Source organism: Mixta mediterraneensis (assembly GCF_014946725.1).
Classification (GTDB): domain Bacteria; phylum Pseudomonadota; class Gammaproteobacteria; order Enterobacterales; family Enterobacteriaceae; genus Pantoea; species Pantoea mediterraneensis.
The window spans coordinates 13,264-38,642 of the sequence record NZ_JACFXY010000008.1 but is presented as its reverse complement, the minus strand read 5'-3'; the positions used below and the strand labels follow the sequence as shown (position 1 = coordinate 38,642).

General features: G+C 52.2%; 23 protein-coding genes and 1 pseudogene. 7 read left to right on the top strand and 17 right to left on the bottom strand.

The genetic code is table 11. The features are described 5' to 3' along the window. Positions 1-50 precede the first annotated feature (50 nt). Complete coding sequence (gene fadB / locus H2P46_RS14875; protein ID WP_193405755.1) at positions 51-2,234, top strand: fatty acid oxidation complex subunit alpha FadB; 2,184 nt, start codon at positions 51-53, stop codon at positions 2,232-2,234. A 10-nt stretch (positions 2,235-2,244) separates the two neighbouring features. Then, positions 2,245-3,408 (top strand): acetyl-CoA C-acyltransferase FadA, encoded by a 1,164-nt coding sequence (fadA, locus tag H2P46_RS14870; protein ID WP_193405754.1) that lies wholly within the window; start codon positions 2,245-2,247, stop codon positions 3,406-3,408. 72 nt (positions 3,409-3,480) lie between these two features. On the opposite strand, the gene fre is transcribed toward fadA, so the two are convergent. The 3 genes from fre to pepE all read right to left on the bottom strand — a co-directional run bounded on the left by fre (position 3,481) and on the right by pepE (position 6,514). Continuing rightward, positions 3,481-4,182: an NAD(P)H-flavin reductase gene (gene fre, locus H2P46_RS14865; protein WP_193405753.1), complete on the bottom strand. Its 702-nt coding sequence runs from the start codon at positions 4,180-4,182 to the stop codon at positions 3,481-3,483. 41 nt (positions 4,183-4,223) lie between these two features. Then, positions 4,224-5,708 carry a 4-hydroxy-3-polyprenylbenzoate decarboxylase gene (gene ubiD, locus H2P46_RS14860; protein WP_193405752.1) on the bottom strand — a complete coding sequence of 495 codons (1,485 nt, stop codon included), beginning with the start codon at positions 5,706-5,708 and terminating at the stop codon, positions 4,224-4,226. Between the two features lie 80 nt (positions 5,709-5,788). Next, positions 5,789-6,514: a dipeptidase PepE gene (pepE, locus tag H2P46_RS14855; protein ID WP_193405751.1), complete on the bottom strand. Its 726-nt coding sequence runs from the start codon at positions 6,512-6,514 to the stop codon at positions 5,789-5,791. 208 nt (positions 6,515-6,722) lie between these two features. On the opposite strand from pepE, the gene rfaH reads away from it, so the two are divergent. Then, entirely contained in the window at positions 6,723-7,211 is a 489-nt protein-coding gene (rfaH, locus tag H2P46_RS14850) for a transcription/translation regulatory transformer protein RfaH (RefSeq protein ID WP_193405871.1), read from the top strand. Here the strand turns inward: rfaH and tatD are convergent. From tatD to udp, 9 genes and pseudogenes are all read right to left on the bottom strand, one after another. Beyond that, the gene (gene tatD, locus H2P46_RS14845; protein WP_193405750.1) at positions 7,208-7,990 is read right to left on the bottom strand and encodes a 3'-5' ssDNA/RNA exonuclease TatD; all 783 of its coding nucleotides are present in this window, start codon (positions 7,988-7,990) and stop codon (positions 7,208-7,210) included. The two genes, rfaH and tatD, sit on opposite strands and share 4 nt — an antisense overlap. 104 nt (positions 7,991-8,094) lie before the next feature. Then, positions 8,095-8,853, bottom strand: coding sequence for a Sec-independent protein translocase subunit TatC (gene tatC / locus H2P46_RS14840; RefSeq protein WP_193405749.1), 759 nt, complete (start codon positions 8,851-8,853; stop codon positions 8,095-8,097). Continuing rightward, entirely contained in the window at positions 8,853-9,374 is a 522-nt protein-coding gene (tatB, locus tag H2P46_RS14835) for a Sec-independent protein translocase protein TatB (protein WP_193405748.1), read from the bottom strand. The genes tatC and tatB overlap by 1 nt, the downstream gene beginning before the upstream one ends. 3 nt (positions 9,375-9,377) lie before the next feature. Continuing rightward, on the bottom strand, positions 9,378-9,632 hold the full coding sequence (tatA, locus tag H2P46_RS14830; protein WP_193405747.1) for a twin-arginine translocase TatA/TatE family subunit: 255 nt from the start codon (positions 9,630-9,632) through the stop codon (positions 9,378-9,380). A 110-nt stretch (positions 9,633-9,742) separates the two neighbouring features. Further along, entirely contained in the window at positions 9,743-11,380 is a 1,638-nt protein-coding gene (ubiB, locus tag H2P46_RS14825) for a ubiquinone biosynthesis regulatory protein kinase UbiB (protein WP_193405746.1), read from the bottom strand. Next, the gene (ubiJ, locus tag H2P46_RS14820) at positions 11,377-11,982 is read right to left on the bottom strand and encodes a ubiquinone biosynthesis protein UbiJ (RefSeq protein WP_193405745.1); all 606 of its coding nucleotides are present in this window, start codon (positions 11,980-11,982) and stop codon (positions 11,377-11,379) included. Before ubiJ ends, ubiB begins: the two co-directional genes overlap by 4 nt. Positions 11,983-11,993: 11 nt before the next feature. After that, the gene (gene ubiE, locus H2P46_RS14815; RefSeq protein WP_193405744.1) at positions 11,994-12,752 is read right to left on the bottom strand and encodes a bifunctional demethylmenaquinone methyltransferase/2-methoxy-6-polyprenyl-1,4-benzoquinol methylase UbiE; all 759 of its coding nucleotides are present in this window, start codon (positions 12,750-12,752) and stop codon (positions 11,994-11,996) included. A gap of 75 nt (positions 12,753-12,827) precedes the next feature. Next, a complete protein-coding gene (gene rmuC, locus H2P46_RS14810) occupies positions 12,828-14,327 on the bottom strand; it encodes a DNA recombination protein RmuC (protein ID WP_193405743.1) in 1,500 nt (499 codons plus the stop codon). Between the two features lie 309 nt (positions 14,328-14,636). Then, a pseudogene (gene udp / locus H2P46_RS14805) lies at positions 14,637-15,397 on the bottom strand (uridine phosphorylase). A 305-nt stretch (positions 15,398-15,702) separates the two neighbouring features. Between udp and H2P46_RS14800 the strand changes: the two are divergent. Then, positions 15,703-16,539 (top strand): dienelactone hydrolase family protein, encoded by an 837-nt coding sequence (locus H2P46_RS14800; RefSeq protein WP_193405742.1) that lies wholly within the window; start codon positions 15,703-15,705, stop codon positions 16,537-16,539. Between the two features lie 46 nt (positions 16,540-16,585). Here the strand turns inward: H2P46_RS14800 and metE are convergent, their stop codons facing one another. After that, positions 16,586-18,856 carry a 5-methyltetrahydropteroyltriglutamate--homocysteine S-methyltransferase gene (gene metE / locus H2P46_RS14795; RefSeq protein ID WP_193405741.1) on the bottom strand — a complete coding sequence of 757 codons (2,271 nt, stop codon included), beginning with the start codon at positions 18,854-18,856 and terminating at the stop codon, positions 16,586-16,588. Between the two features lie 144 nt (positions 18,857-19,000). Here metE and metR point away from each other — a divergent pair, with 144 nt between their 5' ends. Both metR and H2P46_RS14785 read left to right on the top strand, forming a co-directional pair. Further along, positions 19,001-19,927 (top strand): HTH-type transcriptional regulator MetR, encoded by a 927-nt coding sequence (gene metR, locus H2P46_RS14790; RefSeq protein WP_193405740.1) that lies wholly within the window; start codon positions 19,001-19,003, stop codon positions 19,925-19,927. Positions 19,928-20,008: 81 nt separating this feature from the next. Next, positions 20,009-20,488 (top strand): YehS family protein, encoded by a 480-nt coding sequence (locus H2P46_RS14785; RefSeq protein ID WP_193405739.1) that lies wholly within the window; start codon positions 20,009-20,011, stop codon positions 20,486-20,488. 106 nt (positions 20,489-20,594) lie between these two features. Here the strand turns inward: H2P46_RS14785 and H2P46_RS14780 are convergent, their stop codons facing one another. The 3 genes from H2P46_RS14780 to pldB all read right to left on the bottom strand — a co-directional run bounded on the left by H2P46_RS14780 (position 20,595) and on the right by pldB (position 23,874). Next, the gene (locus H2P46_RS14780) at positions 20,595-21,455 is read right to left on the bottom strand and encodes a carboxylate/amino acid/amine transporter (RefSeq protein ID WP_193405738.1); all 861 of its coding nucleotides are present in this window, start codon (positions 21,453-21,455) and stop codon (positions 20,595-20,597) included. Positions 21,456-22,024: 569 nt separating this feature from the next. Next, positions 22,025-22,825, bottom strand: coding sequence for a sugar/pyridoxal phosphate phosphatase YigL (gene yigL, locus H2P46_RS14775; protein WP_193405737.1), 801 nt, complete (start codon positions 22,823-22,825; stop codon positions 22,025-22,027). A 56-nt stretch (positions 22,826-22,881) separates the two neighbouring features. After that, entirely contained in the window at positions 22,882-23,874 is a 993-nt protein-coding gene (gene pldB / locus H2P46_RS14770; RefSeq protein WP_193405736.1) for a lysophospholipase L2, read from the bottom strand. Positions 23,875-23,987: 113 nt separating this feature from the next. On the opposite strand from pldB, the gene rhtB reads away from it, so the two are divergent. Then, entirely contained in the window at positions 23,988-24,611 is a 624-nt protein-coding gene (gene rhtB / locus H2P46_RS14765; protein ID WP_193405735.1) for a homoserine/homoserine lactone efflux protein, read from the top strand. A 132-nt stretch (positions 24,612-24,743) separates the two neighbouring features. On the opposite strand, the gene rhtC is transcribed toward rhtB, so the two are convergent. Continuing rightward, the gene (rhtC, locus tag H2P46_RS14760) at positions 24,744-25,367 is read right to left on the bottom strand and encodes a threonine export protein RhtC (RefSeq protein ID WP_193405734.1); all 624 of its coding nucleotides are present in this window, start codon (positions 25,365-25,367) and stop codon (positions 24,744-24,746) included. Positions 25,368-25,379: the final 12 nt, after the last annotated feature.

Below are 25,379 nucleotides of genomic sequence, written 5' to 3'. Positions count from 1 at the left end.
TCGATCATCTGGTTGGACCAGATTACCTTTCGCGGTTTCAGGAGACGCACATGCTCTACCAAGGCGCAAATCTTTCACTTCGCTGGCTGGACGATGGTATTGCCGAGCTGGTTTTTGATGCAGCCGGTTCCGTAAACAAGCTTGATACACAAACGGTGGCGAGCCTGGGCGAAGCTATTTCCGTGCTGGAACAGCAGGCCACCTTACACGGCGTATTGCTGAGTTCGGCGAAACCAACCTTTATTGTCGGCGCGGACATCACTGAATTTTTGTCTTTATTTGATGCCCCAGCCGAGAAACTCAGCCACTGGCTGCGTTTTGCGAACGGCATCTTTAATCGGTTAGAAGACTTACCCGTACCGACCATTGCCGCGATTGATGGCTATGCATTAGGTGGAGGATGCGAATGTATTCTGGCAACCGATCTGCGTGTCGCGACACCCGCCGCGCGTATTGGCTTACCAGAAACTAAATTAGGCATTATGCCTGGTTTTGGCGGTAGCGTGCGCTTGCCGCGCCTGCTCGGAGCTGACAGCGCGTTGGAAATTATCGCGGCGGGAAAAGAGATAGATGGATGCAAGGCTCTGCAGCTGGGTTTAGTGGATGCGGTAGTGGAAAGCGATAAGTTGCGGCAGGCTGCCATCACCATGCTAAAAGACGCCGCGGTTGAAGGCAGCTGGCGCAAGCGTCGTGCGCCAAAATTGCTTCCCCTGAAGCTTAGCCCGATTGAAGCGGCAATGAGTTTTACCCTCGCCAAAAGCATGGTGATGCAAGCCGCAGGCAAACATTATCCCGCACCGATTACTGCGGTTAAAACTATTGAAGCCGCCGCTGCGTTGGATCGCAATGAAGCTCTAAAACTGGAAACCGCAGCGTTTGTGCCGCTGGCACAATCCGATGAAGCCCGTGCGCTGGTCGGCATTTTCCTTAACGATCAATATGTAAAAGGACTGGCAAAAAAACGCGGCAATGAAAGCAGTGCGCCAGCGCAGGCTGCAGTACTGGGCGCGGGGATTATGGGCGGAGGTATTAGCTACCAGTCCGCGTGGAAAGGCGTGCCGGTCATCATGAAGGACATCAATTCACAGGCGCTGGCGCTCGGTATGAATGAAGCCAGCAACCTGCTGAATAAACAGCTGGAACGCGGAAAAATCGACGGTACTAAACTGGCCAGCGTGATCGCGGCTATCCAGCCAACGCTGGATTATACCGGTTTTGAACGAGCCGACGTCGTGGTGGAAGCGGTGGTTGAAAATCCGCAGGTGAAAGCGAAAGTGCTGGCCGAAACCGAATTACATCTGCGTAAAGACGCTGTCTTAGCGTCGAACACGTCCACGATCCCCATTAGCCAACTGGCGCAGGCGCTGCAACGCCCCGAAAATTTCTGCGGGATGCATTTTTTCAATCCGGTGCCGCGTATGCCCCTGGTTGAAGTGGTGCGTGGTGAGAAAACCAGCGAAGCGACGATTAGCAAAGTCGTGGCATGGGCCAGCAAAATGGGTAAAACACCGATTGTGGTCAATGACTGCCCCGGTTTCTTTGTCAATCGTGTGCTGTTCCCCTATTTTGCCGCCTTCAGCCTGTTATTACGCGATGGTGCTGACTTCCGTCAGATAGATAACGTGATGGAGAAACAGTTTGGCTGGCCGATGGGCCCGGCCTGGCTATTAGATGTGGTTGGCCTTGATACCGCCCACCATGCGCAAAGCGTCATGGCTGAAGGTTTCCCTCAGCGTATGAAAAAAGATTATCGTGACGCCATCGACATGCTATTTGCTGCCGGACGTTACGGCCAAAAAAACGGTAAAGGGTTCTGGTGCTGGGAAAAGGATAAGAAAGGCAAAGCGAGAAAAGCGCCTGATTCAGAAGTGGATGCGCTGCTGCAACAGGTTTGCCAGCCGAAACGTGTATTCAGTGATGAAGAGATTGTTAACCGCATGATGCTGCCGATGCTGAGCGAAGTAGTACGCTGCCTGGAAGAGAATATTGTCGCCTCGCCTGCCGAAGCAGACATGGCGCTGGTTTACGGACTTGGCTTCCCACCGTTCCATGGCGGGGCGCTGCGCTATCTCGACACGCTTAGCAATAGTAATTTCGTCGATCAGGCGAAACGCTACACCACCCTTGGCACGCTGTATGAACTTCCCGCGCTGTTAGTGCAGAAAGCACATCAGCATGAAAGCTGGTATCCCGCCGCCAAACCAATTGACGAAGCCGTTCTTCAAGATGTCTGAGGTGATGAACATGGAAAATGTAGTAATTATTGATGCCGTGCGCACACCAATGGGCCGTTCAAAAGGCGGCGCATTCCGTCACGTACGCGCTGAAGATCTTTCCGCGCACCTGATGCGTGAATTGCTGAGCCGTAACCCGGCGGTAAATGCCGCCGCGCTGGATGATATTGTCTGGGGCTGCGTGCAGCAGACGCTGGAACAGGGTTTCAATATTGCAAGCAATGCGGCGCTACTGGCAGAGATCCCACATTGCGTCCCGGCAACCACCGTCAACCGTCTGTGCGGTTCCTCAATGCAGGCATTACACGATGCCGCGCGCGCCATTATGGTCGGCGATGCGCACAGTTGTCTGGTCGGCGGCGTTGAACACATGGGACATGTTCCGATGAATCACGGCGTTGATTTTCATCCAGGCTTAGGCCGCACCGTGGCTAAAGCGGCGGGTATGATGGGATTAACCGCCGAAATGCTGGCACGTATGCATCATATCAGCCGTGAGCAGCAAGATGCCTTTGCCCTGCGTTCGCATCAGCGCGCCTTACACGCTACCCAGCGTGTTGATTTTCAGCGTGAGATTGTGCCAACCTATGGACATGACGCCGATGGCGTGCTGAAGCGCTATGATTTTGACGAAGTGATTCGTGAAGATACCAGTCCTGAAGGATTAGCCGCGCTTAAATCGGCGTTCGATCCGGTGAATGGAACCGTCACTGCTGGCACATCCTCTGCTTTATCAGATGGTGCCGCCGCCATGTTAGTAATGAGTGAAAGTCGCGCCCGTGAGCTCGGTCTGGCACCACGCGCACACATTAAAAGCATGGCCGTGACAGGCTGCGATCTTTCCATTATGGGTTATGGCCCGGTTCCCGCCAGCAAGCTGGCGCTGAAACGCGCCGGGCTCAGCATCAGTGATATTGACATCTTTGAACTGAACGAAGCTTTTGCCGCCCAAACGCTGCCCTGTATCAAGGACCTGGGCTTATTGGATCAGTTAGATAACAAGGTTAATTTGAACGGCGGTGCAATTGCGCTTGGGCATCCGCTGGGCTGCTCCGGTGCGCGTATCAGCACTACGCTGCTGAATATTATGGAACGACGCGATGCCCAGTTCGGCCTTGCGACAATGTGTATCGGTCTGGGCCAGGGCATCGCTACCGTATTCGAACGTCTGTAATACGTTGGGTATTAATATGGCTGTTCTTTCCCGCCTGTCAGGGGCGGGCTTTTTCTGCCTGCGATTCGCCCATCAAATAAAAGCGAAAGCATCGCCATACATTTGCGCTTCAATCGCACCACGCTCGGCACAGAACCGGTCACGGGCAATCTTCGCCATCTCAAAGCGACCAGCAATGTAGATCTCATGCTCACTCAGCGAGCTGTAATCCTGCATCACTGCCGTTAATACCGTCCCCGAGCGGCCTTGCCAACCCTCTTCTGGCTGCTCAACTACCGGGATTACCGTTAGATTAGGATGCTTAACCGCCAACGCGTTCAGCTCTTCCAGATCATATAAATGCTTCAGTTCACGGCCACCCCAGTAAATGGCAATATCGCGATCCGGCTGCTGTGCCAGCGCAGTGAGCAGAATAGAACGCGCATAAGAGAAGCCGGTTCCACCAGCGATCAGAATCAGCGGTTTCGTACTGTCTTCACGCAGCCAGGCATCACCATGTGGAATATCGACGGTAATCTGGCGATCATCACGGATACGATCCATCACCGCCATCGCATACAGATTTAGATCAGAAGCCCCAATATGCAGCTCAATAATGTCTTTTTCCATCGGCGTGGATGCCAGCGAAAACGGGCGCTTATCACGTTCGTCCATCACTACCATCAAATACTGTCCCGCGCGAAAGTTAAAATCCGCTTCTGGGATCAGGCGAACGCGATACACCGTGTCGGTAATCGCTTCAACTGAAGTTACTTTACAGCTTAACGTTGTCATGCGTTCCCTCTGTCGGGTCGTCTTTATGATTGTGTTCACCGTCAGCGTTGTGGCGGCTGATCCAAAATACCTAACTCATCCCAGATGGCATCAATACGCGCGGTGACCACAGGATCTTTGACAATGGGCGTTCCCCATTCACGCTGCGTTTCACCTGGCCATTTGTTAGTCGCATCCAGTCCCATTTTCGATCCCAGGCCGGAAACCGGCGAAGCGAAATCGAGATAGTCAATGGGTGTATTCTCGACCAACACCGTATCACGTGCTGGATCCATGCGCGTGGTAATTGCCCAAATCACATCGTTCCAGTCGCGCGCATTTACGTCGTCGTCACACACAATAACAAATTTGGTGTACATGAACTGCCGCAGGAATGACCAGACGCCAAACATTACCCGTTTAGCATGGCCCGCGTACTGCTTTTTAATCGTCACTACCGCCAGGCGATACGAACAGCCTTCCGGCGGCAAATAAAAGTCAACGATCTCCGGGAACTGCTTGATAAGAATCGGTACAAGCACTTCATTCAATGCCACGCCTAATACCGCCGGTTCATCGGGCGGGCGTCCGGTATACGTTGAATGATAGATCGCCTGATGGCGCTGCGTGATATGCGTCACGGTAAACACCGGAAAACTATCTACTTCATTGTAGTAGCCGGTGTGATCGCCGTAAGGTCCTTCCGGCGCCATATCGCCGGGCTCAATGTACCCTTCCAGGACGATTTCCGCACTGGCTGGCACTTCCAGATCGCTGGAAAGGCATTTCACTACTTCGGTTTTATTGCCGCGCAGCAAACCGGCAAATGCATATTCTGATAGCGTATCCGGCACCGGCGTAACCGCACCAAGGATGGTGGCTGGATCGGCACCCAGAGCGACCGAAACGGGAAAGCGTTTGCCAGGATGCACTTTGATCCATTCCTGATAATCAAGCGCGCCACCACGATGCGAAAGCCAGCGCATGATTAAACGATTTTTCCCAATCACCTGCTGGCGATAAATACCCAGATTCTGACGCTCTTTATGCGGCCCGCGCGTAACGGTCAGTCCCCAGGTAATAAGCGGTGCCGCGTCGCCAGGCCAGCATTTCATCACTGGAATACGCGATAAGTCCACTTCGTCACCGCTAAACACTACCTCCTGACAAGGCGCATTACGCAGACGCCTGGTCGGCATGTTTAATACCTGTTTGAACTGCGGCATTTTATCGAACAAATCACGGAAGCCTTTTGGCGGTTCAGGCTCCTTTAAAAACGCCAGCAATTTACCCACTTCACGCAGTGCGCTGACTTCTTCTTGTCCCATGCCCATTGCCACACGTTTCGGCGTGCCAAACAGATTACACAGCACCGGCATGTCGTACCCTTTCGGGTTTTCGAACAGCAATGCTGGTCCACCAGCACGCAAGGTACGGTCGGCTATTTCAGTCATTTCCAGTTCGGGGTCGATCGCCTGAGTAATACGCTTTAACTCACCACGCTGCTCAAGTAGCGCGAGGAAGTCTCTTAAATCCTGATATTTCATGCAGCTTTAGCTTTCCGGCCAGAGTGAAGCGGCCATTATAGGGCCGAACATCTCGGTGTGTTGAGGTTTATGCGGCATCCTTATTTACAGCGAAAAGGAACCAGCGGTTGCAGTGCACTGACATCGTGATACGCCTGAATCGGCTGGTTATGACGGAACACTTTGAAGTCGTCGTCCCACACGCTGAAGTAACTAAGGCGATTATCGCTCACATGCAGAAAACTGCCTTCACGCAGTGCAATCACCGATTCTGCAGGATTAATGGCGCAAAACTCCGCCAGCCGCACATCACGGGTTTCACCCCTATGCCCGCTGACGTCCGCATCACTATAGTGTGGATTGATTTGTACCGGAAAAAGACCCAGCGCAGGTAACACCACGTTACTGCGAACCGGCATATCATTGGTTGTGCGGATAGTCGGCGTCGCCACGTTACAGCCTGCGCTCCAGCCAACATAGGGTACATTGCGTTCACGAACCGCACGCTGGATCGGCACAATTAAACCTTTTTCATGCAGCATCTGGTTTAAAAGCCACGTATTACCACCGCTGACTAGAATTAATTCTGCCTGATCAACAGCTTCAGGAGGCGATGAAAATTCCTGAATGCAGCGTACAGTAATGCCCAGCGACGCACTGAGATCGGCGGCACGCTGTTGCTGATCGCCACGAATAATCGCATAGGGAATAAAGAGCGCAGACGTGATCCTGCGCTGGGCAATCATCGTATGCAGCTGCGGCTGTGCGTAATCTAACAACGGTGCATCATCCGCCAGCTTGCCATTGCTTAACAGAAACAATTCCATCAGGTGATCCTTTTCACTCCGGTAATGGACATTGAGTCTGATACAGAGGGTAGCGGGACGTCAATTTTCAATCTGCTTTTCTGAAAGCATCTCGCAAGTTAAGAAAAGTCTCGGTTTATTTTTATCAGACGCCCCTTTCCGGGTTTCGATGCGCTATAACTCTGGCAGCAGGTTTGGTATTCTTAGCGTCCATTCGATGGGAGCGGTTATGGAATGCTGGTACTTACTCTATTGCAAACGTGGGCAGCTCTTGCGCGCTAAGGAGCATTTGGAACGGCAAGAAGTGAATTGCCTCAGTCCGATGATTGCGCTGGAAAAGATTGTGCGCGGCAAACGCACCACGGTAAGTGAACCGTTGTTTCCTAATTATCTGTTCATCGAATTTGATCCAGAATCGATTCACACTACCACGATTAGCAGTACACGCGGCGTCAGCCATTTTGTACGCTTCGGCGCAACGCCCGCGACGGTGCCATCCGCTGTTATCGAAGCGCTGCAAACCGATGCGCCGCAAATCCTGTTCGATCCAGACATCCCACAAATCGGTGACGAAGTGATCATCACCGAGGGGACTTTTGAAGGGTTACGCGCTATTTTTGCTGAACCCGATGGCGAAACACGTTCCATACTGCTACTCAATTTGCTTAATAAACAGGTAATGCGCAGCGTCGATAACAAACAATTTCGCAAGCTTTAAGCCAGTTTGAACAGCGTCCGGGCATTCTGATCCACACAGGTAGCCAGATCTTCAGCATCCTCTGCGCGCCAGTTAGCGACCTGCTGAACAAGATGCGGCAGAAAGCATGGCTCATTGCGACGAGAAGGTGGACGTGGACGCATATCGCGTGGCAACAGATAGGGCGCATCCGTTTCCAGCAGCAGGCGATCAGCTGGAATCAGCGGCAACATCTCACGTAGTTCCAGCCCACGGCGCTCGTCACATACCCACCCGGTAATCCCAACCGACAAACCTAATGCCAGACAGGCTTCCAGCTCATTACGCGTGCCCGTAAAGCAATGTATCACTGCGCCAGGCAGTTTCGGTAACCACGGCTCCAGTACCGCAACAAAGCGCTCATGCGCTTCGCGACAGTGCAGGAATACCGGCATATTCAGTTCCGCCGCCAGGGCTAATTGCGCATCAAAGGCATATTCCTGTTGCTGATGTGCAGATAAATTGCGATTGAAATCCAGGCCGCATTCACCAATTGCGACGACTTCTGGCTTTTCTGCCAGGCGGCGCAATGTGCTGGCGATTTCCGTTGACCATTCGCTGGCATGATGCGGATGCACACCCGCCGTAGACCAGCAATAGTTTGACTGTCCGGCAGCCAAACGCTGCGCCTGCTGGCTTTCCAGCGCATTGGTGCCGGTAATTAACATGCCGGTGACGCCCGCTTCACGTGCGCGTTTAACCACCTTTTCCCGATCGGAGGCGAATTGCGTGCTGGTCAGGTTTACACCGATATCAAACATAACTCTTCCCGTTATTTATAAAAAAGTCATAAACAAAAACCGCCCACATAGGCGGTTTGGATTCAACTTTAGCCCGCCAGTGCGGGGCACTCAGAACACAAACGTCAGGATTCGGTGTTATGTTCCTCATCCTGCTGTCGGCGGCCTTTCCCCACATAGTAACGAGAAAAGAATACGCCGACTTCAAACAGGCAGTACATCGGAATAGCGAGCAAAGTTTGGGAAAAAACGTCTGGCGGTGTCAGCAGCATGCCAACGACGAAAGCTCCCACCAGAATGTAAGGCCGCTTCTTTTTCAGATCCTCTGGACTGGTAATACCGGTCCAGCACAGCAATACGATGGCTACCGGAACCTCAAAAGCTACGCCAAACGCCATAAACAGCGTCATAACGAAATCAAGGTAACTGGTGATGTCGGTTGCGATAGTCACACCCTGCGGGGCCGTTTTAGCAAAAAAACCAAACGCCAGCGGGAACACGATAAAGTAGGCAAACGCCACGCCGATATAAAACAGGAAGGTGCTAGAGAACAGTAGCGGCATGACCAGCTTGCGCTCATGCCGATACAACGCCGGTGCGATAAATGCCCAAACCTGATACAGGATCACCGGCACGGCGAGAAATACCGACACAATAATGGTGAGCTTTATCGGGGTGAAAAAGGGTGATGCCACATCCGTTGCAATCATGCTGGCACCAACCGGCATCTGACTGATCAGCGGTGAAGCCACCAGATGGTAGATGTCATTAGCAAAATAAATCAGCGCCAGGAAAATCACCAACACGGCGATAATGCAGTTCAGCAGGCGCTTACGCAGCTCAATCAGATGGCTGATGAGCGGTTGAGTATCTTCAACGGCCATTATCGTTCATCACTTGCAGAAGAGGGGGTTGCTGTGCTGCGCGCGGTGCCTGAAGCCTCGTCAGGTTTCGCCACCGACGTGGCTTCATGGCTGCCGGGAACTTGTGCAGGTGCGCTGGCCTGGCCTCCGGCGGCTGCGGGCGTCACAGGATAGGAAGTCTCGGCAGGTTGCTGCTGCGGAGCGTGAATGGTATTCGCTTCATCTTCCTCTTTTTCAATATCAACGCTCTGTTGATAAGAGCGTTTCATTGAATCTGCGGTTTTACGGAGCTCTTCCATTGACTCTTTTAGCTCAGGCGACAGCGTGCCGCGACCCGCCTCTTCGACCTTTTTCAGGCTGTCCTGCAATTCCTGCAGCTTCAGCTCCTGCGCCAGCTCATTTTGCACATTGGCTGCCAGCGAACGTATCGCCCTGATCCAGCCGACTACGGTTTTCACCGCAACCGGTAAACGTTGTGGGCCAAGTACGAGCAACCCAATAACGAACACCAATACCAGTTCACTAAAACCAATATCGAACACGGTTTATACCTGCTTGTCGTTCTTGGCTTCTTCTTTGTTAGCCGAGGTTTGCTGTTTATCCGCCAGCGTTTTGGCGTTGAAGTCAGCATCCTGCTCTTTCGGTTGATCCTTTTTATCATCCTCATCGCCCATGGCTTTTTTGAAACCACGAATAGAGGAACCTAAATCCGAACCCAGATTGCGTAATTTATTCGTACCAAACAGAAGTACAACGATTACGGCAATGATGATTAATTGCCAAATACTGATACCGCCCATGAGATAGCCTCTAATATTCTGTGAAAATTATTGCGTAATGTGTCGCGGAGAACCCTTATAAATTCGGGCCAGAGCGAGCGACATTACCGCTTTTTCGGTTGAACTGACAATCAGTTTGTCTTACGCCAGCCAATTAACCAAGAGACGAAACCCGCCGCCATTAATACAGCAGGAAAGAAGTCCCAGTCCGGTCGACTCAATAAGACCACCGTACCACTTAATAGCAGCGTGGCGCCGACGCCAAACAAATACCGCGCCTGATGATGACGGGTACGCTGCGCATTGAGATCGCCCACTAACTTATCGACACTATGCCGTAAAAGCTTATGCTGACGCATGCTGTCATAGAACAGCTCCGGCAGTTCCGGCAATTTTTCTGCCCAGAACGGTGCTTTATCTTTCACCGCCCGAATGATGGCTGGAATACCAACCTGATCTTTAATCCAATCCTCAAGAAAAGGTTTTGCCGTCTTCCACAAATCCAGTTGTGGATAGAGCTGTCGTCCGATCCCTTCTATATAGAGTAGCGTCTTTTGTAACAGCACCAGCTGCGGCTGCACTTCCATATTGAAGCGGCGCGCGGTATTAAAGAGGTTCAGCAGTACATGACCAAAGGAAATCTCGGCCAGCGGCTTTTCAAAAATGGGTTCGCAGACAGTACGAATCGCAAATTCAAAGTCTTCAACGTTCGTATCTGGCGGGACCCAGCCTGAATCAACATGTAATTCCGCGACTTTCCGGTAGTCACGATTAAAGAAAGCGATGAAATTTTCGGCTAAATAACGTTTATCTTCTTTATTGAGCGAGCCAACGATGCCGCAGTCGATACCGATATATTGCGGATCTTCAGGATGGTCATAACTGACAAAAATATTGCCCGGATGCATATCGGCATGGAAAAAGCTGTCGCGGAACACCTGGGTAAAGAAGACCTGCACGCCACGCTCGGCCAGCAGTTTCATATTTACGCCATGTTGCTCAAGCGTCGCCACGTCTGAAATCGGAATACCGTAGATCCGCTCCATGACTAACATCGACTCGCTGCAATAATCTGAATATATTTCAGGCACATAAAGCATGCGGCTGTCTTCGAAGTTGCGGCGTAACTGAATGGCATTCGCTGCTTCGCGCAGTAAATTCAGCTCATCAATCAAGGTTTTTTCATAATCCCGCACCACTTCCAGTGGACGTAAGCGGCGTCCATCCGGCAACAAACGCGGCACCCAGCGAGCCAGACGGTAGATCAGTTTCATGTCCGCTTTGATTACTGGCAGGATGTCCGGGCGAATCACTTTGATGACAATTTTTTTACCGTTCGATTTGAGTGTTGCAGTGTGTACCTGTGCTATCGAGGCTGAAGCCAGCGGCTTGATGTCAAAATCATCAAACCAGCTTTCAATCGGAGCGCCCATCGAACGTTCAATTTGTGCTTTAGCTTTAACGCCGTCAAAAGGCGCAACGCGGTCCTGCAAAATCGCCAGCTGATCGGCAATCACTGGCGGAAACAGATCGCGACGCGTTGAGAGCATCTGACCAAACTTAATCCATACCGGGCCGAGCTGTTCCAGTGCCATGCGCAGACGCGCACCTGTCGCTGCTTCAGAATGTTTGTTAGGGATCCAAAAAATGCAGCGACGCCAAAGGCGAAGCGGAAGAGTAATGCGCATTCGGGGAATTAATTCATCAAGGCCATACGTCAAAAAAACCTTAACGATGAAGTACAAGCGGCGGATTTCACCAAAACTCATTTCGCCTCCAGCTGCGCTAAACGCGTACTGAGCGCATCAAGCGAACGTTCCATCGCGTCTATCTCCTCAGAAAACCAGGCGAGTTCTAACGCGCCGGGTGCAATGCGCCACTCTTCGGTAATCGCCTGACCTAAATAATCCTGTCGCCGTTGCACTTCACTTTTGATAAAGCGCAATGCACGCTGCACGCCCTGGCTAATACCCTGGGCGGCAATATCACCCGTCCACGGTGCCAGATATTCGGCAGGATCCAGCTCGGCCAGATCCATTAGCGCAGAAAACTGCTGGACAACCTGTAAGTCTCCTTCAACTTCCAGCTCGCCGCTACGGATCAGGCGGGTAAGCTGTTGACGGTCGCGCAATTTCGGCAGCGTTTTCAACTGGGTAATTACCGTGCAATCACTGCTGCCCCGCCAGTCACCCAATACATCCAGCTGTTGTTCGCTGAACACCAGCACCAGCGGATGGGAAAATTCATTCAGGCGCAGCGTCAGTACCTTACCGGCCAGACGTTGACGCGCCGCTTTTAGTCCGCGGTCACGATACAACACGCGGTTTAGCACGGTCTCAATACCGGCAGTGATTAAGGGCGTAAAAGTCATCACCATACCGTTTAAAACTTAAATCCGCGGTGTAGCGCGACGATGCCGCCGGTCATGTTGAAGTAGGTGGTATTTTCAAAACCAACATCATTCATCATCGCCTTTAGGGTTTCCTGATCGGGGTGCATGCGGATTGATTCAGCCAGATAGCGATAGCTTTCTGCGTCTTGCGCCACCAGTTGTCCGATGCGTGGCAGGATGTGGAATGAATACGCATCATAAGCTTTGCTCAACGGCTCAATGACGGGTTTAGAAAATTCCAGTACCAGCAAACGACCGCCCGGCTTTAGCACGCGAAACATGGAAGCCAGCGCTTTCTCTTTTTCAGTCACGTTACGCAGGCCGAAGGAGATGGTAATGCAGTCAAAATAATTATCCGGGAACGGCAGCGCTTCGGCATTTGCCTGAACATAGTTGACGTTGCCAACCACACCACGATTACGCAGCTTCTCGCGGCCCATTTTCAACATTGAGCTATTGATGTCGGCCAGTACCACCTGACCCGTTTCGCCCACCAAACGGGAGAATTTTGCGGTCAAATCGCCGGTTCCACCCGCCAGATCCAGGACACGCTGTCCACGGCGAACGCCGCTGCTGTCGATGGTAAAACGCTTCCAGACACGATGGATGCCAAACGACATCAGGTCGTTCATCACGTCGTATTTTGCCGCTACGGAATGAAACACGTCCGCGACTTTATCGGCCTTCTCACTTTTAGCGACCGTCTGAAAGCCAAAATGGGTGGTTTCCTGCTGTGATTCATCTGCCATCGGTTTTACCTGCTCCACAAATAATTCTTCCCGAAGTGTATCAGAGTCACGGAGGTCAGGCACGTTGCGCCCGTGCTATTCGTGGAGACGTCTCACACGTAAGCCGCTGTCATCCGCTTCGTTTTCCTCTTGCTGCTCGTCAGCAGGTTCACTTTCTGGCCTGGCACGTTCCACCAGCAACGGATTAATGGAACGCTTCACCTCAACGCCAAGATCGCGAAATACTTCAGTTTGCGCGATCAAATTGCCGCGCCCCTCTGCCAGTTTTTTCATCGCTTCACGATAGCTGTTTTGCGCTTTATCCAGATTGACGCCAATGCCGCTCATGTCGTCAACAAACAGCCGCATTTTATCGTATAACCTTGCCGCGCGATCAGCGATACGCTGCGCATTGCGACTTTGGTGCTCATAGCGCCAAAGGTTATTGATTGTACGCAGCGCAACTAACAGTGTGGTTGGGCTGACTAGCATAATATTTTGCTGCAACGCTTCGCTGATTAATTCAGGCTGACGATCGATTGCCAGCAAAAAGGCCGGTTCTACCGGGATAAACATCAATACATAATCCAGCGATCGTAAACCGGGCAATTGTTGATAATCTTTGCGTCCCAGCAAGCGGATGTGTCCGCGCATTGCGCTGATATGTGCCTGAATTGCCTGTTCGCGATCGGCTTCACTTTCCGCATTAAAGTAGCGTTCATACGCCACCAGCGTCATTTTGGCGTCAATCACCACATCTTTGTCTTGCGGTAAACGGACGATGACATCGGGTTGCATCCTGCCCTGCTGTTCTGCCTGAATGCTGACCTGAGTTTCGTATTCATAACCTTCGCGTAGCCCGGATGCTTCCAGTACGCGGCTCAGGACCACTTCTCCCCAGTTGCCTTGAATTTTATTGTCGCCTTTTAGCGCCTTTGTCAGATTGATCGCTTCTTGCGCCATCTGCGCATTTAACTGCTGAAGCTGGCGGATTTCATGGGTTAGCGTATGGCGTTCGCGCGCTTCTACTCCAAAACTTTCATGCACCTGACGACGAAAACCGTCCAGCTGTTCACGCAGTGGACCGATCAGGCTGTTCAGGCTTTGACGGTTTTGCTCATCGACGCGCCGCCCGCTGTTTTCAAAAATACGATTGGCAAGATTTTCAAACTGGGCGCTGAGGCGCTGTTCACTGTTGGTCAGCAAGCGCTGTTTCTCTTCAGCGGCAAAGCGCGTTTCTTCAAGACGAATGGTAACTTCGCGAAGTTCAGCTTCCTGGGCGCTGTTCACTTCCAGCTGATTACGCAACTCGCGATTCAGCTGTTCGCTTTCACCGCGCCAGTAATCAAGCTGCTGCAGGCGCTCATTGGCCCCGCTCAGCGCACCATGCAGGTGATGCAATTCCTGCTCACGCTGTTGCGATTGTTGCTGAAGTTGTTCGATATGCTGTTGCTGACGCTGCTGTGCCGCTTCTAACAGACGACGCTCGGTAGCAAAACTGGCTAATTGTTGGCTGGCGCGTAATTGCGCCAGCATCCAGCCAATGCCCAGGCCGGCCAGCGCCAGACAGGCACTGATGATGATGTGCTGATCCATGATTCCCCCGCCACATACGTTGCTGAGAGAAAAGGTAGAGTCGCACTGTATGAATGTCCAGACAATTTTGCCCGACAGGCAGGCCTTACGCCGCCTTAAAAGCCCCCTGTCGGTTTGCAATGCCCGCCAGGAAGAACGGCGCTGGCAACCCGCGCAAAGTAGCGTTTTTCCATAGCGGGATCGGGAAAAAGGAAGCGCGATCGGGAAACATCGTATTGCATATAAGCATTCGCAGGCTCAGCTGAAGCAGGCGGATTTAAACCAGGCAGCAGGCGGCTCTCTCACTCCTGAAACCTGCTGCCGTGCGCGTTATAGCAAGCGACGCGCCGCTTCTACGACAATCTTCACCGCATCGCTTTCGGTCTGTTTCATGGTTACCGCATCCGGGATCTCTTTCTGCGTGCGATTGACGATAACACCCGCCACCATACCAGCACGCAGTCCCTGACTGGCGCACATGGTTAATAACGTCGCGGATTCCATCTCATAATTCAGCACCCCCATTTGCTGCCACTCTTTCATCGATCCCTGAAAGCGGTTTACCACACGGCCCGAGAAGGTGTCATAGCGTTCCTGGCCTGGGTAAAACGTGTCGGACGACGCGGTAACACCGATATGGGTGGTGGCTCCGCACGCTTCTGCGGCCGCAACCAATGCGGTCGTGCAGGTAAAATCGGCCACCGCTGGAAACGCCATAGGGGCAAAATGCAGGCTGGCACCGTCTAAACGCACGGATGCGGTGGTCACTAAGACATCACCCACATTTATATGCGGCTGAATCGCGCCGGTCGTGCCAACGCGCAGAAAGGTGCGCACACCAAGTTGAGCCAGCTCTTCAACCGCAATTGACGTTGACGGGCCACCGATACCGGTCGAACACACGACAACCGGCTTGCCGTCCAGTTTTGCCAGCCACGTCGTAAATTCGCGGTGCGACGCCAGATGCTGTGCATTCTCCATTAACCCGGCGATTTTTTAACGCGCTCTGGATCGCCAGGCACAATGGCTAAAGTCGCGCCCTGCAAATCGGCTTTGGTAAGGCCAAGGTGGAAAACGTCAGATTGTGACATATCAGACTCCTGATTGAAGGAAAGTAACGCGCCACTCTACGTCAGCCTGCGCGATAAATATGTGATAACAATCAATATAAAAAATGAAAATTACATTTCATATCAAAATAAATGTGATGAATATCACTCATTAAGATCAAGTCATCCTTCACTGCTACAAGCGGTGCTGTGTAACCCGTCATCGCAATGTTAAAGAGATAGGTGATTTTATCTGTTGCTAACTCTGCTACCCCTTGTCTGGTCCATGTGAGATCTGGCCAGGCTATAGTTACGTGATCGCGCTATTTGCTTGCACGGAGAGAACAATGAAAACCGAAGATAATATGGCACAAAAATCTGCTGGAGGCGGCTTTGCACCTGCGGTACAACCCACTGCTTCTACAACCATTATTACTGAAAGCCCTGCTATTCAATCCGGCGAAACCTCGGTTCCAAGTCAGGGCGAGAATATGCCCGCGTTTTATGCCAGGCCAAAAGATGTTGAAGGGCCGTTACCGATGGTCCTGGTGGTGCAGGAAATTTTCGGCGTACACGAACACATTCGTGATATTTGCCGCCGTCTGGCGCTGGAAGGTTATCTGGCCATTGCGCCCGAACTGTATTTCCGCGAAGGAGATCCGAGCGAATACGATGATATTCCGACGTTGTTTAAAGAGCTGGTAAGTAAAGTACCGGATACGCAAGTGTTATCTGATCTTGACCACGCCGCAAACTGGGCGTCTCGCCACGGCGGCGATATTCGCAGAATGGGCATTACCGGTTTCTGTTGGGGTGGTCGCATCAGCTGGCTTTACGCAGCGCATAATCCGCAGCTTCGTGCCGCCGTAGCATGGTATGGTCGCCTGACAGGCGATAAATCCATGAAACAGCAAAAACATCCGATTGATATTGCCGTTGATTTATCCGCACCCGTTCTGGGCTTATATGGCGGTCAGGATGACGGTATTCCGCTGGAAAGCGTTGAACAGATGCGCCAGGCGCTGCATGCCGCCAATGCCAAAGCTGAAATCATCGTCTACCCCGAAGCCGGACATGCATTTAATGCTGATTATCGTCCAGGCTATCATGCCGAGTCTGCCAGAGATGGCTGGGCGCGTATGCTTGCCTGGTTCAGGCAATATGGCGTTGCGCCATCCGCTTAGTAAAAAAGGGGCGCCTCAGCGCCCCAACACTTCAATACCAAACCGTTTAAACAGTTTCACCACGCAATTTTTTCGCCGCTTTTACCATGTTAGCCAGCGCCTGACGCGTTTCGGTCCAGCCACGTGTTTTCAGGCCGCAGTCTGGGTTTACCCATAAACGCTCTTCTGGAATACGCTGCGCCGCTTTTAGTAACAGCGCCTCCATCCACTCCACGCTCGGCACGTTTGGCGAATGAATGTCATACACGCCTGGGCCAATTTCGTTCGGATATTCAAAAGTTTCAAAAGCTTCCAGCAGATCCATATCTGAACGTGAGGTTTCAATGGTGATCACATCCGCATCCAGCGCCGCAATAGAATCCATGATGTCGTTGAACTCGCAATAACACATATGTGTATGAATTTGCGTGTCATCTTGCGCTACGGCTGCATTCAGACGGAAAGCGTCAACCGCCCAGGCCAGATAGGCAGCCCAGTCTGACTGATGAAGCGGCAGACCCTCGCGTAACGCCGGCTCATCAATCTGAATAATGCCGATACCGGCTTTTTCCAAATCTTCCACTTCATCACGCAGCGCCAGCGCAATTTGTCTGGCAATGGTTTCACGGGTCACGTCTTCACGCGGAAACGACCAGCAAAGAATCGTTACCGGACCGGTCAACATGCCTTTTACCGGCTTGTCAGTCAGCGATTGCGCATATTTCGCCCATTCTACGGTGATAGCTTCAGGACGGCTGACATCACCGATGATTACGGGCGGCTTCACGCAGCGCGAACCATAGCTCTGCACCCAACCATTTTGCGTAAATACGAAACCATCCAGATGCTCGCCGAAATATTCGACCATATCGTTACGTTCGGCCTCTCCATGCACCAGCACGTCCAGCCCTAAACGCTCCTGCTCAACAATCGCCTGCCTGATGTGTCCGGCAATACCAGTGCGGTAGTGATTGCTGTCCAGACGACCCTGTTTGAAGTCAAGACGCAGCCCGCGAATTTCGGTGGTCTGCGGGAAAGAACCGATAGTGGTGGTCGGCCAGGCCGGCAGGTTAAACCGTTGACGCTGCGCTTTCGCACGTTCGCCATAGGCGCTCTGACGCTCACTGTCCTGGGCAGTAATGGCTTGCAGACGTTTGCCAACGGCGGCATTGTGCACACGGCTTGAGTGAGCGCGTGCACGAACTGGCGCACTCCACGCTTCCAGCGATGCCGCATCGTGGTTATTCAGCGCGTTACTTAGCAAAGAAAGCTCTGCGCACTTCTGAAGGGCAAAAGCAAACCAGCTTTTCACTTCTTCGTCCAGACGCGTTTCCACGCTCAGATCAATTGGGCTGTGCAGCAGCGAGCAGGAGGTGCCAATCCACAGTTGTTCACGTTGACCTGTCAGCGGTTGCAGGCGCTCGAACCAGCTGCTCAGATCGGCACGCCACACGTTACGGCCATTAATCACGCCAAGCGAAAGCAGCCAGGAAGCCGGAAGTTGCTGGTTCAGCGCCTGAATGTCATCACGTCCGTGCACCAGGTCAACATGCAGTCCCTGCACTGGCAGTTCACGAATCACATCAATGTTCTGACCGATACTGTCGAAGTAAGTCGTCAGCAGCAGTTTGCTCTGGCCTTGCAGTGCAGCGTAAGCCGGTTTAAAGGCGTCGCGCCAGGCTTGTGGCAATTCCAGCGCCAGGGCAGGCTCATCAATCTGTACCCACTCAATATCTCGTTTAGCCAGTTCAGCTAATACTTGCTGATACACCGGCAAAATAGCGTTCAGTAACGACAGGCGATCAAATTGTTCGCCCTTTACTTTACCCAGCCACAGATAGGTTAGCGGGCCAAGCAAAACCGGTTTGATTTTGTGACCCAGCGCCAGCGCTTCGTCAACTTCATCCAGTAACTGCGTCCAGGTCAGTTTGAACTGCTGGCCTTTGATAAATTCCGGCACCATATAGTGATAATTGGTGTTAAACCATTTGGTCATTTCAGCAGCAGCGGCAGGCTCGCCCGTCGGCGCCCGGCCACGACCCAGGCGGAACAGCGTGTCGAGATCGACAGAATCTTCTTTATTCTGGTGGCGCGCGGGTACATTTCCCAGCAGCAGGCTGGTGGTCAGCACATGATCATACCAGGCGAAGTCCCCCCCCGGCAGCAGATCTACTCCCGCGTCTTTCTGTTGTTGCCAGTGACGTGCCCGCAGCTCGCGGCCTACCGCCAGTAATTCTTCCTGGCTGCTGTGACCGGCCCAGTAGCTTTCCTGGGCCTTTTTTAGTTCGCGATGCAGGCCAACACGTGGAAAGCCGAGAGTATGGTTCAGAATGGTCATTTGCTGTTCTCCAGATATTCTTTCACTTTGGCTTAGGACTGGCAGCCAAAGATGTTTAGCCGTCCAGATGTTTACACCGCTATATTCTGCGGGTACTGTATGTTCCTCAAGCGCAATTTGTTCAATTCGATATGAAGGACTCTCATGATCGAACTCAAGCACCTGCGGACGCTTCAGGCTCTGCGTAATACGGGATCGCTGGCTGCTGCTGCTGCCCAGCTCCATCAGACGCAATCAGCGTTGTCACATCAGTTCAGCGATCTGGAGCAGCGGCTGGGATTCCGCCTGTTCGTCCGTAAAAGCCAGCCGTTGCGATTTACGCCGCAGGGAGAAATTTTGTTACAGCTGGCAGAACAAGTGCTGCCGCAAATTCAGCAGGCACTGCAAGCCTGCCACGAGCCACATCAGGCCACGTTGCGTATAGCCATTGAATGCCACAGCTGTATTCAATGGCTGACGCCAGCACTGGATAACTTCCGTCAGAGCTGGCCGCAGGTGGTGATGGATTTCAAATCCGGTGTCACCTTTGATCCGCAGCCAGCGCTGCAGCAGGGTGAGCTGGATGTAGTGCTGACCTCTGACATTCTGCCGCGCTCCGGCCTGTTCTATTCACCCATGTTTGATTTTGAAGTGCGATTAGTTCTGGCGCCGGATCACCCACTGGCGCAGGTTGAACATATCTCCCCGGAAGATCTTGGCGATGAAGTGTTGATGATTTATCCGGTGCAGCGTCAACGGCTTGATATTTGGCGTCATTTCCTGCAACCCGCTGGCGTTAGCCCAGCGTTGAAAAGTGTCGATAACACCCTGCTATTAATTCAGATGGTGTCGGCACGCATGGGCATTGCCGCATTGCCGCACTGGGTCGTGGAAAGTTTTGAAAAACAGGGATTAGTGGTGACGAAAACGTTAGGTGACGGATTATGGAGTCGGCTTTATGCAGCCGTTCGTGACGGCGAGCAGCGCCAACCCGTGCTGGAAGCCTTTATCCGCTTTGCTCGCCAGCATGCCTGTGATCATTTGCCTTTTGTACGCAATGCCCAACATCCGGGAATGCTGTTGCAGCGATAATCCAGCCCATAAACCTGCGCGAATGCCGGCAAAATCCCCTATAATGCGCAGCCTGTCGACTGACCATAAGAAGATTTCACCATGACTAACAATGATATTCTGCGCAGCGTGCGCTACATGCTCGATTTGAGCGATGCCAAAATGGTGGCAATTTTTGCGCTGGCAGGCTGCGATGTGCCGCAAGCCGATGTGCAAACGTGGTTGAAGAAGGATGACGACGCGGCATTTCGTCCGTGTCCAGACGTATTGATGGGTTACTTCCTGAATGGATTGATTTTCCATCGCCGCGGCAAAAGTGAAGATATGCCGACTCCTTCCATTGAGCGCAAAATGAATAACAATATTTTCATGAAAAAGTTGCGTATTGCCTTCGATTTGAAAACTTCTGATATTCCTGACGTGCTAAAACGCGCCAACTTTACGGTTTCTCAGGCAGAAATAGGCGCTATCTTCCGTAAACCCGATCATAAGAACTATCGCGAATGCGGCGATCAGATTATGCGTAACTTTCTCAAAGGGCTGGCGATGATTCATCGGCCTAAAACGGGTAAACCTGCCTGAGTTCCGCTACATCGCTGTTCAGCCAAAAAAGGCGATCCCGACCCATAAAGCTGTGCGATCGGGCTCGCTCTTCCTGATTTATCGTCATTCAACCATGTTGTTAAATTTACTTCGGGCTATGCCCAATTACCCAGCGTTTATGCACCCATAGCGACGCGATAATCACTAACGCACCCGCGATAAAACCTGGCCAGTGTGGCTGTTGCTGCCAGATGGCCAGGTTAACCAGCAACCCGGCTGGCACATGCATATTGTTCATAATGCCCAGCGTTCCTGCATCAACCTGGGTGGCGCCGTAATTCCACATGAAGTAACCCAGACCAGAGGCCGCTACGCCTAACCACACCAAAATGCTCCATTGCAGCGATGTAGTCGGAAGTTTGCTGGGATTTCCCCATATGCTCCAGGCGATAGCTGCGATCATGACGGCGCCCAGGTAAACCCAGGAAAACGCCGTATGCTGCGGCATCGGGCGCTTTTCCTGTAGCCGCTTATACCCCACCATTCCCGCCGCAAAGCAGATATTCGACAGCTGTACCAGCATCAATCCAAACCAGAAGTTATCGCTGACTTTGTCATAGCGAATGATTGCTGCCCCTGCGACGGCCAAAAGTGCGCTGAATAGATAGCCGATGCGCAGCGGCCGCTTGCTGATCAGATCATAAATCAGGGTTACATACAGCGGCGTCATTACGGTGAACAGCAGGAACTCGGACACGCTAAGGTAAAGGTAGGCTTCAAAACTTATCAAATACATAATGCCTAATTGCAGCATTCCCACCAGCATATAAAGCAGTAGCGTTGAAGGGCGATAGCCACGCCAGCGCAAGAATGGCAAAAACACCAACGCCGCCAGCGACAGCCGCATGAAAACAGAGAACCAGGTATCAACCTGGCCAGCAAGGTATTCTCCGATCAGGCTAAAAGAAAAAGCCCAAAGAATGGTGGTAACAATCAATAACAGCACGGTAACAGCCCCGATTTTGACGAATGCGCCAGTTTAAACAAAGTGCCAGAAGAAGGCTGTTTTATCTGGTTTACAACTGCTTCAAAAACAGGCAGACACGCCTCTTTTTTCGAACCGTCCCCTAAAAGCGAACGTTCACTTTCTTAAAACAAAAAATCCTGACGCATAATGTGCCATTTTTGTTCACCAACCCACCGCCCGTTACAGAAATGAAGCGCTTTCACGACTTGTCACAGCAACACGCTGAAACCATTCCTGTTCTCTGCACGAAATGGCACGCCAAAGGATGCTATTTCCTTTTATGAATACGCTGATATTCCCGGCTCGCTGCTGTGTGGCGGGATACCGGATAAAATCTTCGCGGTCATCACCTGCAGCCGGGCTATTCGACGAGCCTGGCGCCGCTGGTGCTATTGTAGATTATTGAATGGAACGAGAGTTACTTAGCGATAATTGTTGGCTGCGTTCTGGCAGTGATTCTGCTGTTATTAAGCATGAAACGGCCATAACACAAAAAAACGGCGGGCTGAGCTGCTAAAAAAGGCCGGTTGTACTAACCGGCCATTCCGTTATGACATAAATAAGGCTCGCAACGCCTGCGGCACGGCATCTTCTGCATTCGTGCCAATTACCTCTAAGTCAGGCAAGGTATCTTTTAACCGCTGCTGTGCGTTTCGCATAATGTAACCCTTACCCGCCATGCTCAGCATTTCAACATCATTCATACCATCACCAAAGGCAATGCACTCTTTCAGTGAGTAGTTTAGCCGCTTTGCGACGGCTTCCAGCGCATGGCCTTTCGACACGCCGCCCGCCATCACTTCCAGACAGGTTGGCAGCGAAAAACTCACGTTCACGCGATCGCCCCAGCGCGCTTCGATTGCCTGTTCCAGCGGGATCAGCTGCTCAGGATCTTCGCAGGTAAAAAAGACTTTGCTGATGCCATCGGTCGGTAACAGGCCTGGCTCATAGACTTGATAATTGAATACCGACTCGCGGAAATAATCCTGTTCAGCCGGACGTGAACGACTCACAAACCACTCATCATCACGATAAACGTGCGTCAGAATTTCAGGATGATGGTATTGCAGGCCATAAAGATCGCTCGCAATATCCTGATCCAAATTAAGGCTAAAGATCAGTTCGCCATCAGCATTGTGCACACGGGCACCGTTTGAGGTGATCATGTAAGCCGGAATGCCAAGCTTGTCACGCATCTGACCAACATCAATATGATGGCGACCAGTCGCGAAAACGAAGTGAATGTCATACACCATCAGTTTTTGCAGCGTTTCGCGGGCAAAAGGGGTAATACGATGTTCGGGGGAAAGCAGCGTGCCATCCAGGTCGGATGCAACGATGTGATACATGAAAACCTCGGGTATCTGGTTCAGAAGGCCGTAGCCACTCAGGTAAATGAAACTATCTAACGATGAGACGAAAAGAAGTCGATCACCGTATTCAGCGCTTCGGCGCGCATTTCGTCTTTTTCAAACAAGATCTCATGCCGCGCGCCCTGTATTATTCGCGGCGTTCCACCTTCGCAGGGATGACCTGCCGCTGCCATCGCGGCACAAAAGAGATCCTGCGAACGGTTGTCCACGACACGATCGTCGCTGGCTTGTAATAACAAAACTGGCGTGGTGATTTTGTCCACCTGGCTAATAATGTTGCGGCCAGCGTGAATGCCTTCCCGCACCCAGTGATAAGTGGGTCCACCGACGCGAATCGCCGGATCGTCAGCATAAAAACGCAAATTACGACGATAACGCTCTGCGCTGTGTGTTAACCGGTTAATGCCAAACGGGTGCGCCCGCCAACGTCCGGTGCCTAATGCATAGCCATCACGCAAGGCGGGACGTTTTTCAGCCCAGTCGAGAATGCGGTGCGCCATCCATTCTGGTAACGGCAGAGCAATGCCAAACATCGGCGCCACCAATGCCACACCGTGAAACGCCTGCGGCTGGCGCGTCAGAAACAACGTCAAAATCGCGCCACCCATTGAATGCGCCAGGGCATAACGCTGTTGATAGTGCCCGCCAACGATCTCTTTTAAATAGAGCGTTTCCAGATCATCAACGTAATGGGTAAATTCAGCCACATGACCACGATGCGAATCTTCCAGTAATCGATCAGATCGACCCTGCCCGCGATGATCAAGGATGATCACGTCAAAGCCACAGTGAAACAGATCGTACGCCAGCTCAGGGTACTTTACGTAACTCTCAATGCGGCCCGGCACAATTAAAATGACACGCGTATGTTGCGGTGAAGTGAAGCGCACATAGCGCAGGGTAAGATTTTCTACCCCGGTAAACTCCCCTTCTTCGCGGCGATGCCAAAAGTCCAGCAGCGGACCGGTCGCAAAGGCGGCGAATGCTTTTTCACGCCGAAGCCAGCTGGCTTTGTGTTGATTCATTCGCCCTCCTGTTTACGCTGGAAAAGTGTCTGATCAGCCGCGTGTCGCCCATAGCGCCGCGTTTATTTCTGGCGTATTGTGTCACACTTCCGACCATACAGGGAACGTGGCCCATGACCATCGAATGGTGGCTGACCTATCTTTTTACCACCTCAATTCTCAGTTTATCGCCCGGCTCTGGAGCGATTAATACCATGAGTACCGGCATTAGCCACGGCTATCGCGGGGCAGTGGCCTCCATTGCTGGCCTGCAGCTTGGTCTGTCGCTGTACATCGTGCTGGTCGGCGTTGGCCTTGGCGCACTGTTTTCACACTCGCTGCTGGCGTTTGAAATACTTAAATGGGCAGGCGCAGCGTATCTGGTCTGGCTTGGCATTCAGCAATGGCGTTCAGCAGGCGCTATCGATCTTAAGGCCGTATCCAAAGCGATGCCGCGCCGTCGCCTGTTTAAACGAGCGCTGCTGGTAAACCTCACCAACCCGAAAAGTATCGTGTTTCTTGCCGCGCTGTTTCCGCAATTTGTCCTGCCGCACCAACCACAACTGGCGCAGTTTTTGGTGCTGGGCATAACCACGGTAGTGGTGGATATTCTCGTGATGATTGGTTATGCCACATTAGCAACACGCATCGCAATATGGATTAGAGGACCAGACCAAATGAAACTGCTGAATCGCTCATTTGGCGGAATGTTTATTGCAGTCGGCGCGCTACTGGCCTGTGCAAGAAAAGTTGTCTGACTGGCCCCTTTTTTCTTTATACCGGCCGCTGGGTCACAGCCCGCTCGGTAGCGGTCAGTGCGCCGTCCCATATGATATTACGTGAGGAGGACGAGCCCTGCCCGATGCCGGGCGGGTCAGGTAAACCCGCGCTTAACGTGCGATGATCAAATGAATACCGAATCCGGCGAATAATACGCCCGCCATGCCATCTACCCACTTCGCTAAACGCTGATATTTGTCCCGCACCCACGGCATGGCAAAAATCGCCGCCACCAGCGTAAACCACGCGAACGTCTCGCCGACAATTAACAGAAACAGCCCCCAACGCTCCATCGCCTCCACATCGTTACCCACAAACAGTGAGAAAACGCTACCGAAGTAAATAATCGCTTTTGGATTCGACAGGTTGGTGAGAAAGCCTTTCAGGAAGCTCATGCCTTTATTAGGCAGCGCGACTGTTGGCTCTGGCGAATAGGGCTGCTTATGGCGCTGACGTGCCGAACACATTAACTGCCAGCCCATCCATAACAGATAAATACCGCCGCCAACCATAATAATTTGGTGCAGCCACGCCATTTTCTGCAGAATCAGATGCAGGCCCATCAGGGCGACACCCGCCCAGATAACAATGCCCAGCGTGATGCCAAACACGCCCATCATCGCTTCTTTGCGGGAGCGGCTGGCCGCCGTTTGCGACACAAAAAAGAAGTCCGGGCCAGGACTCATCAGCGCCACCAAATGTACCAGCGCAACCGTAGCAAATAACATCAACATAACTGGCATCCT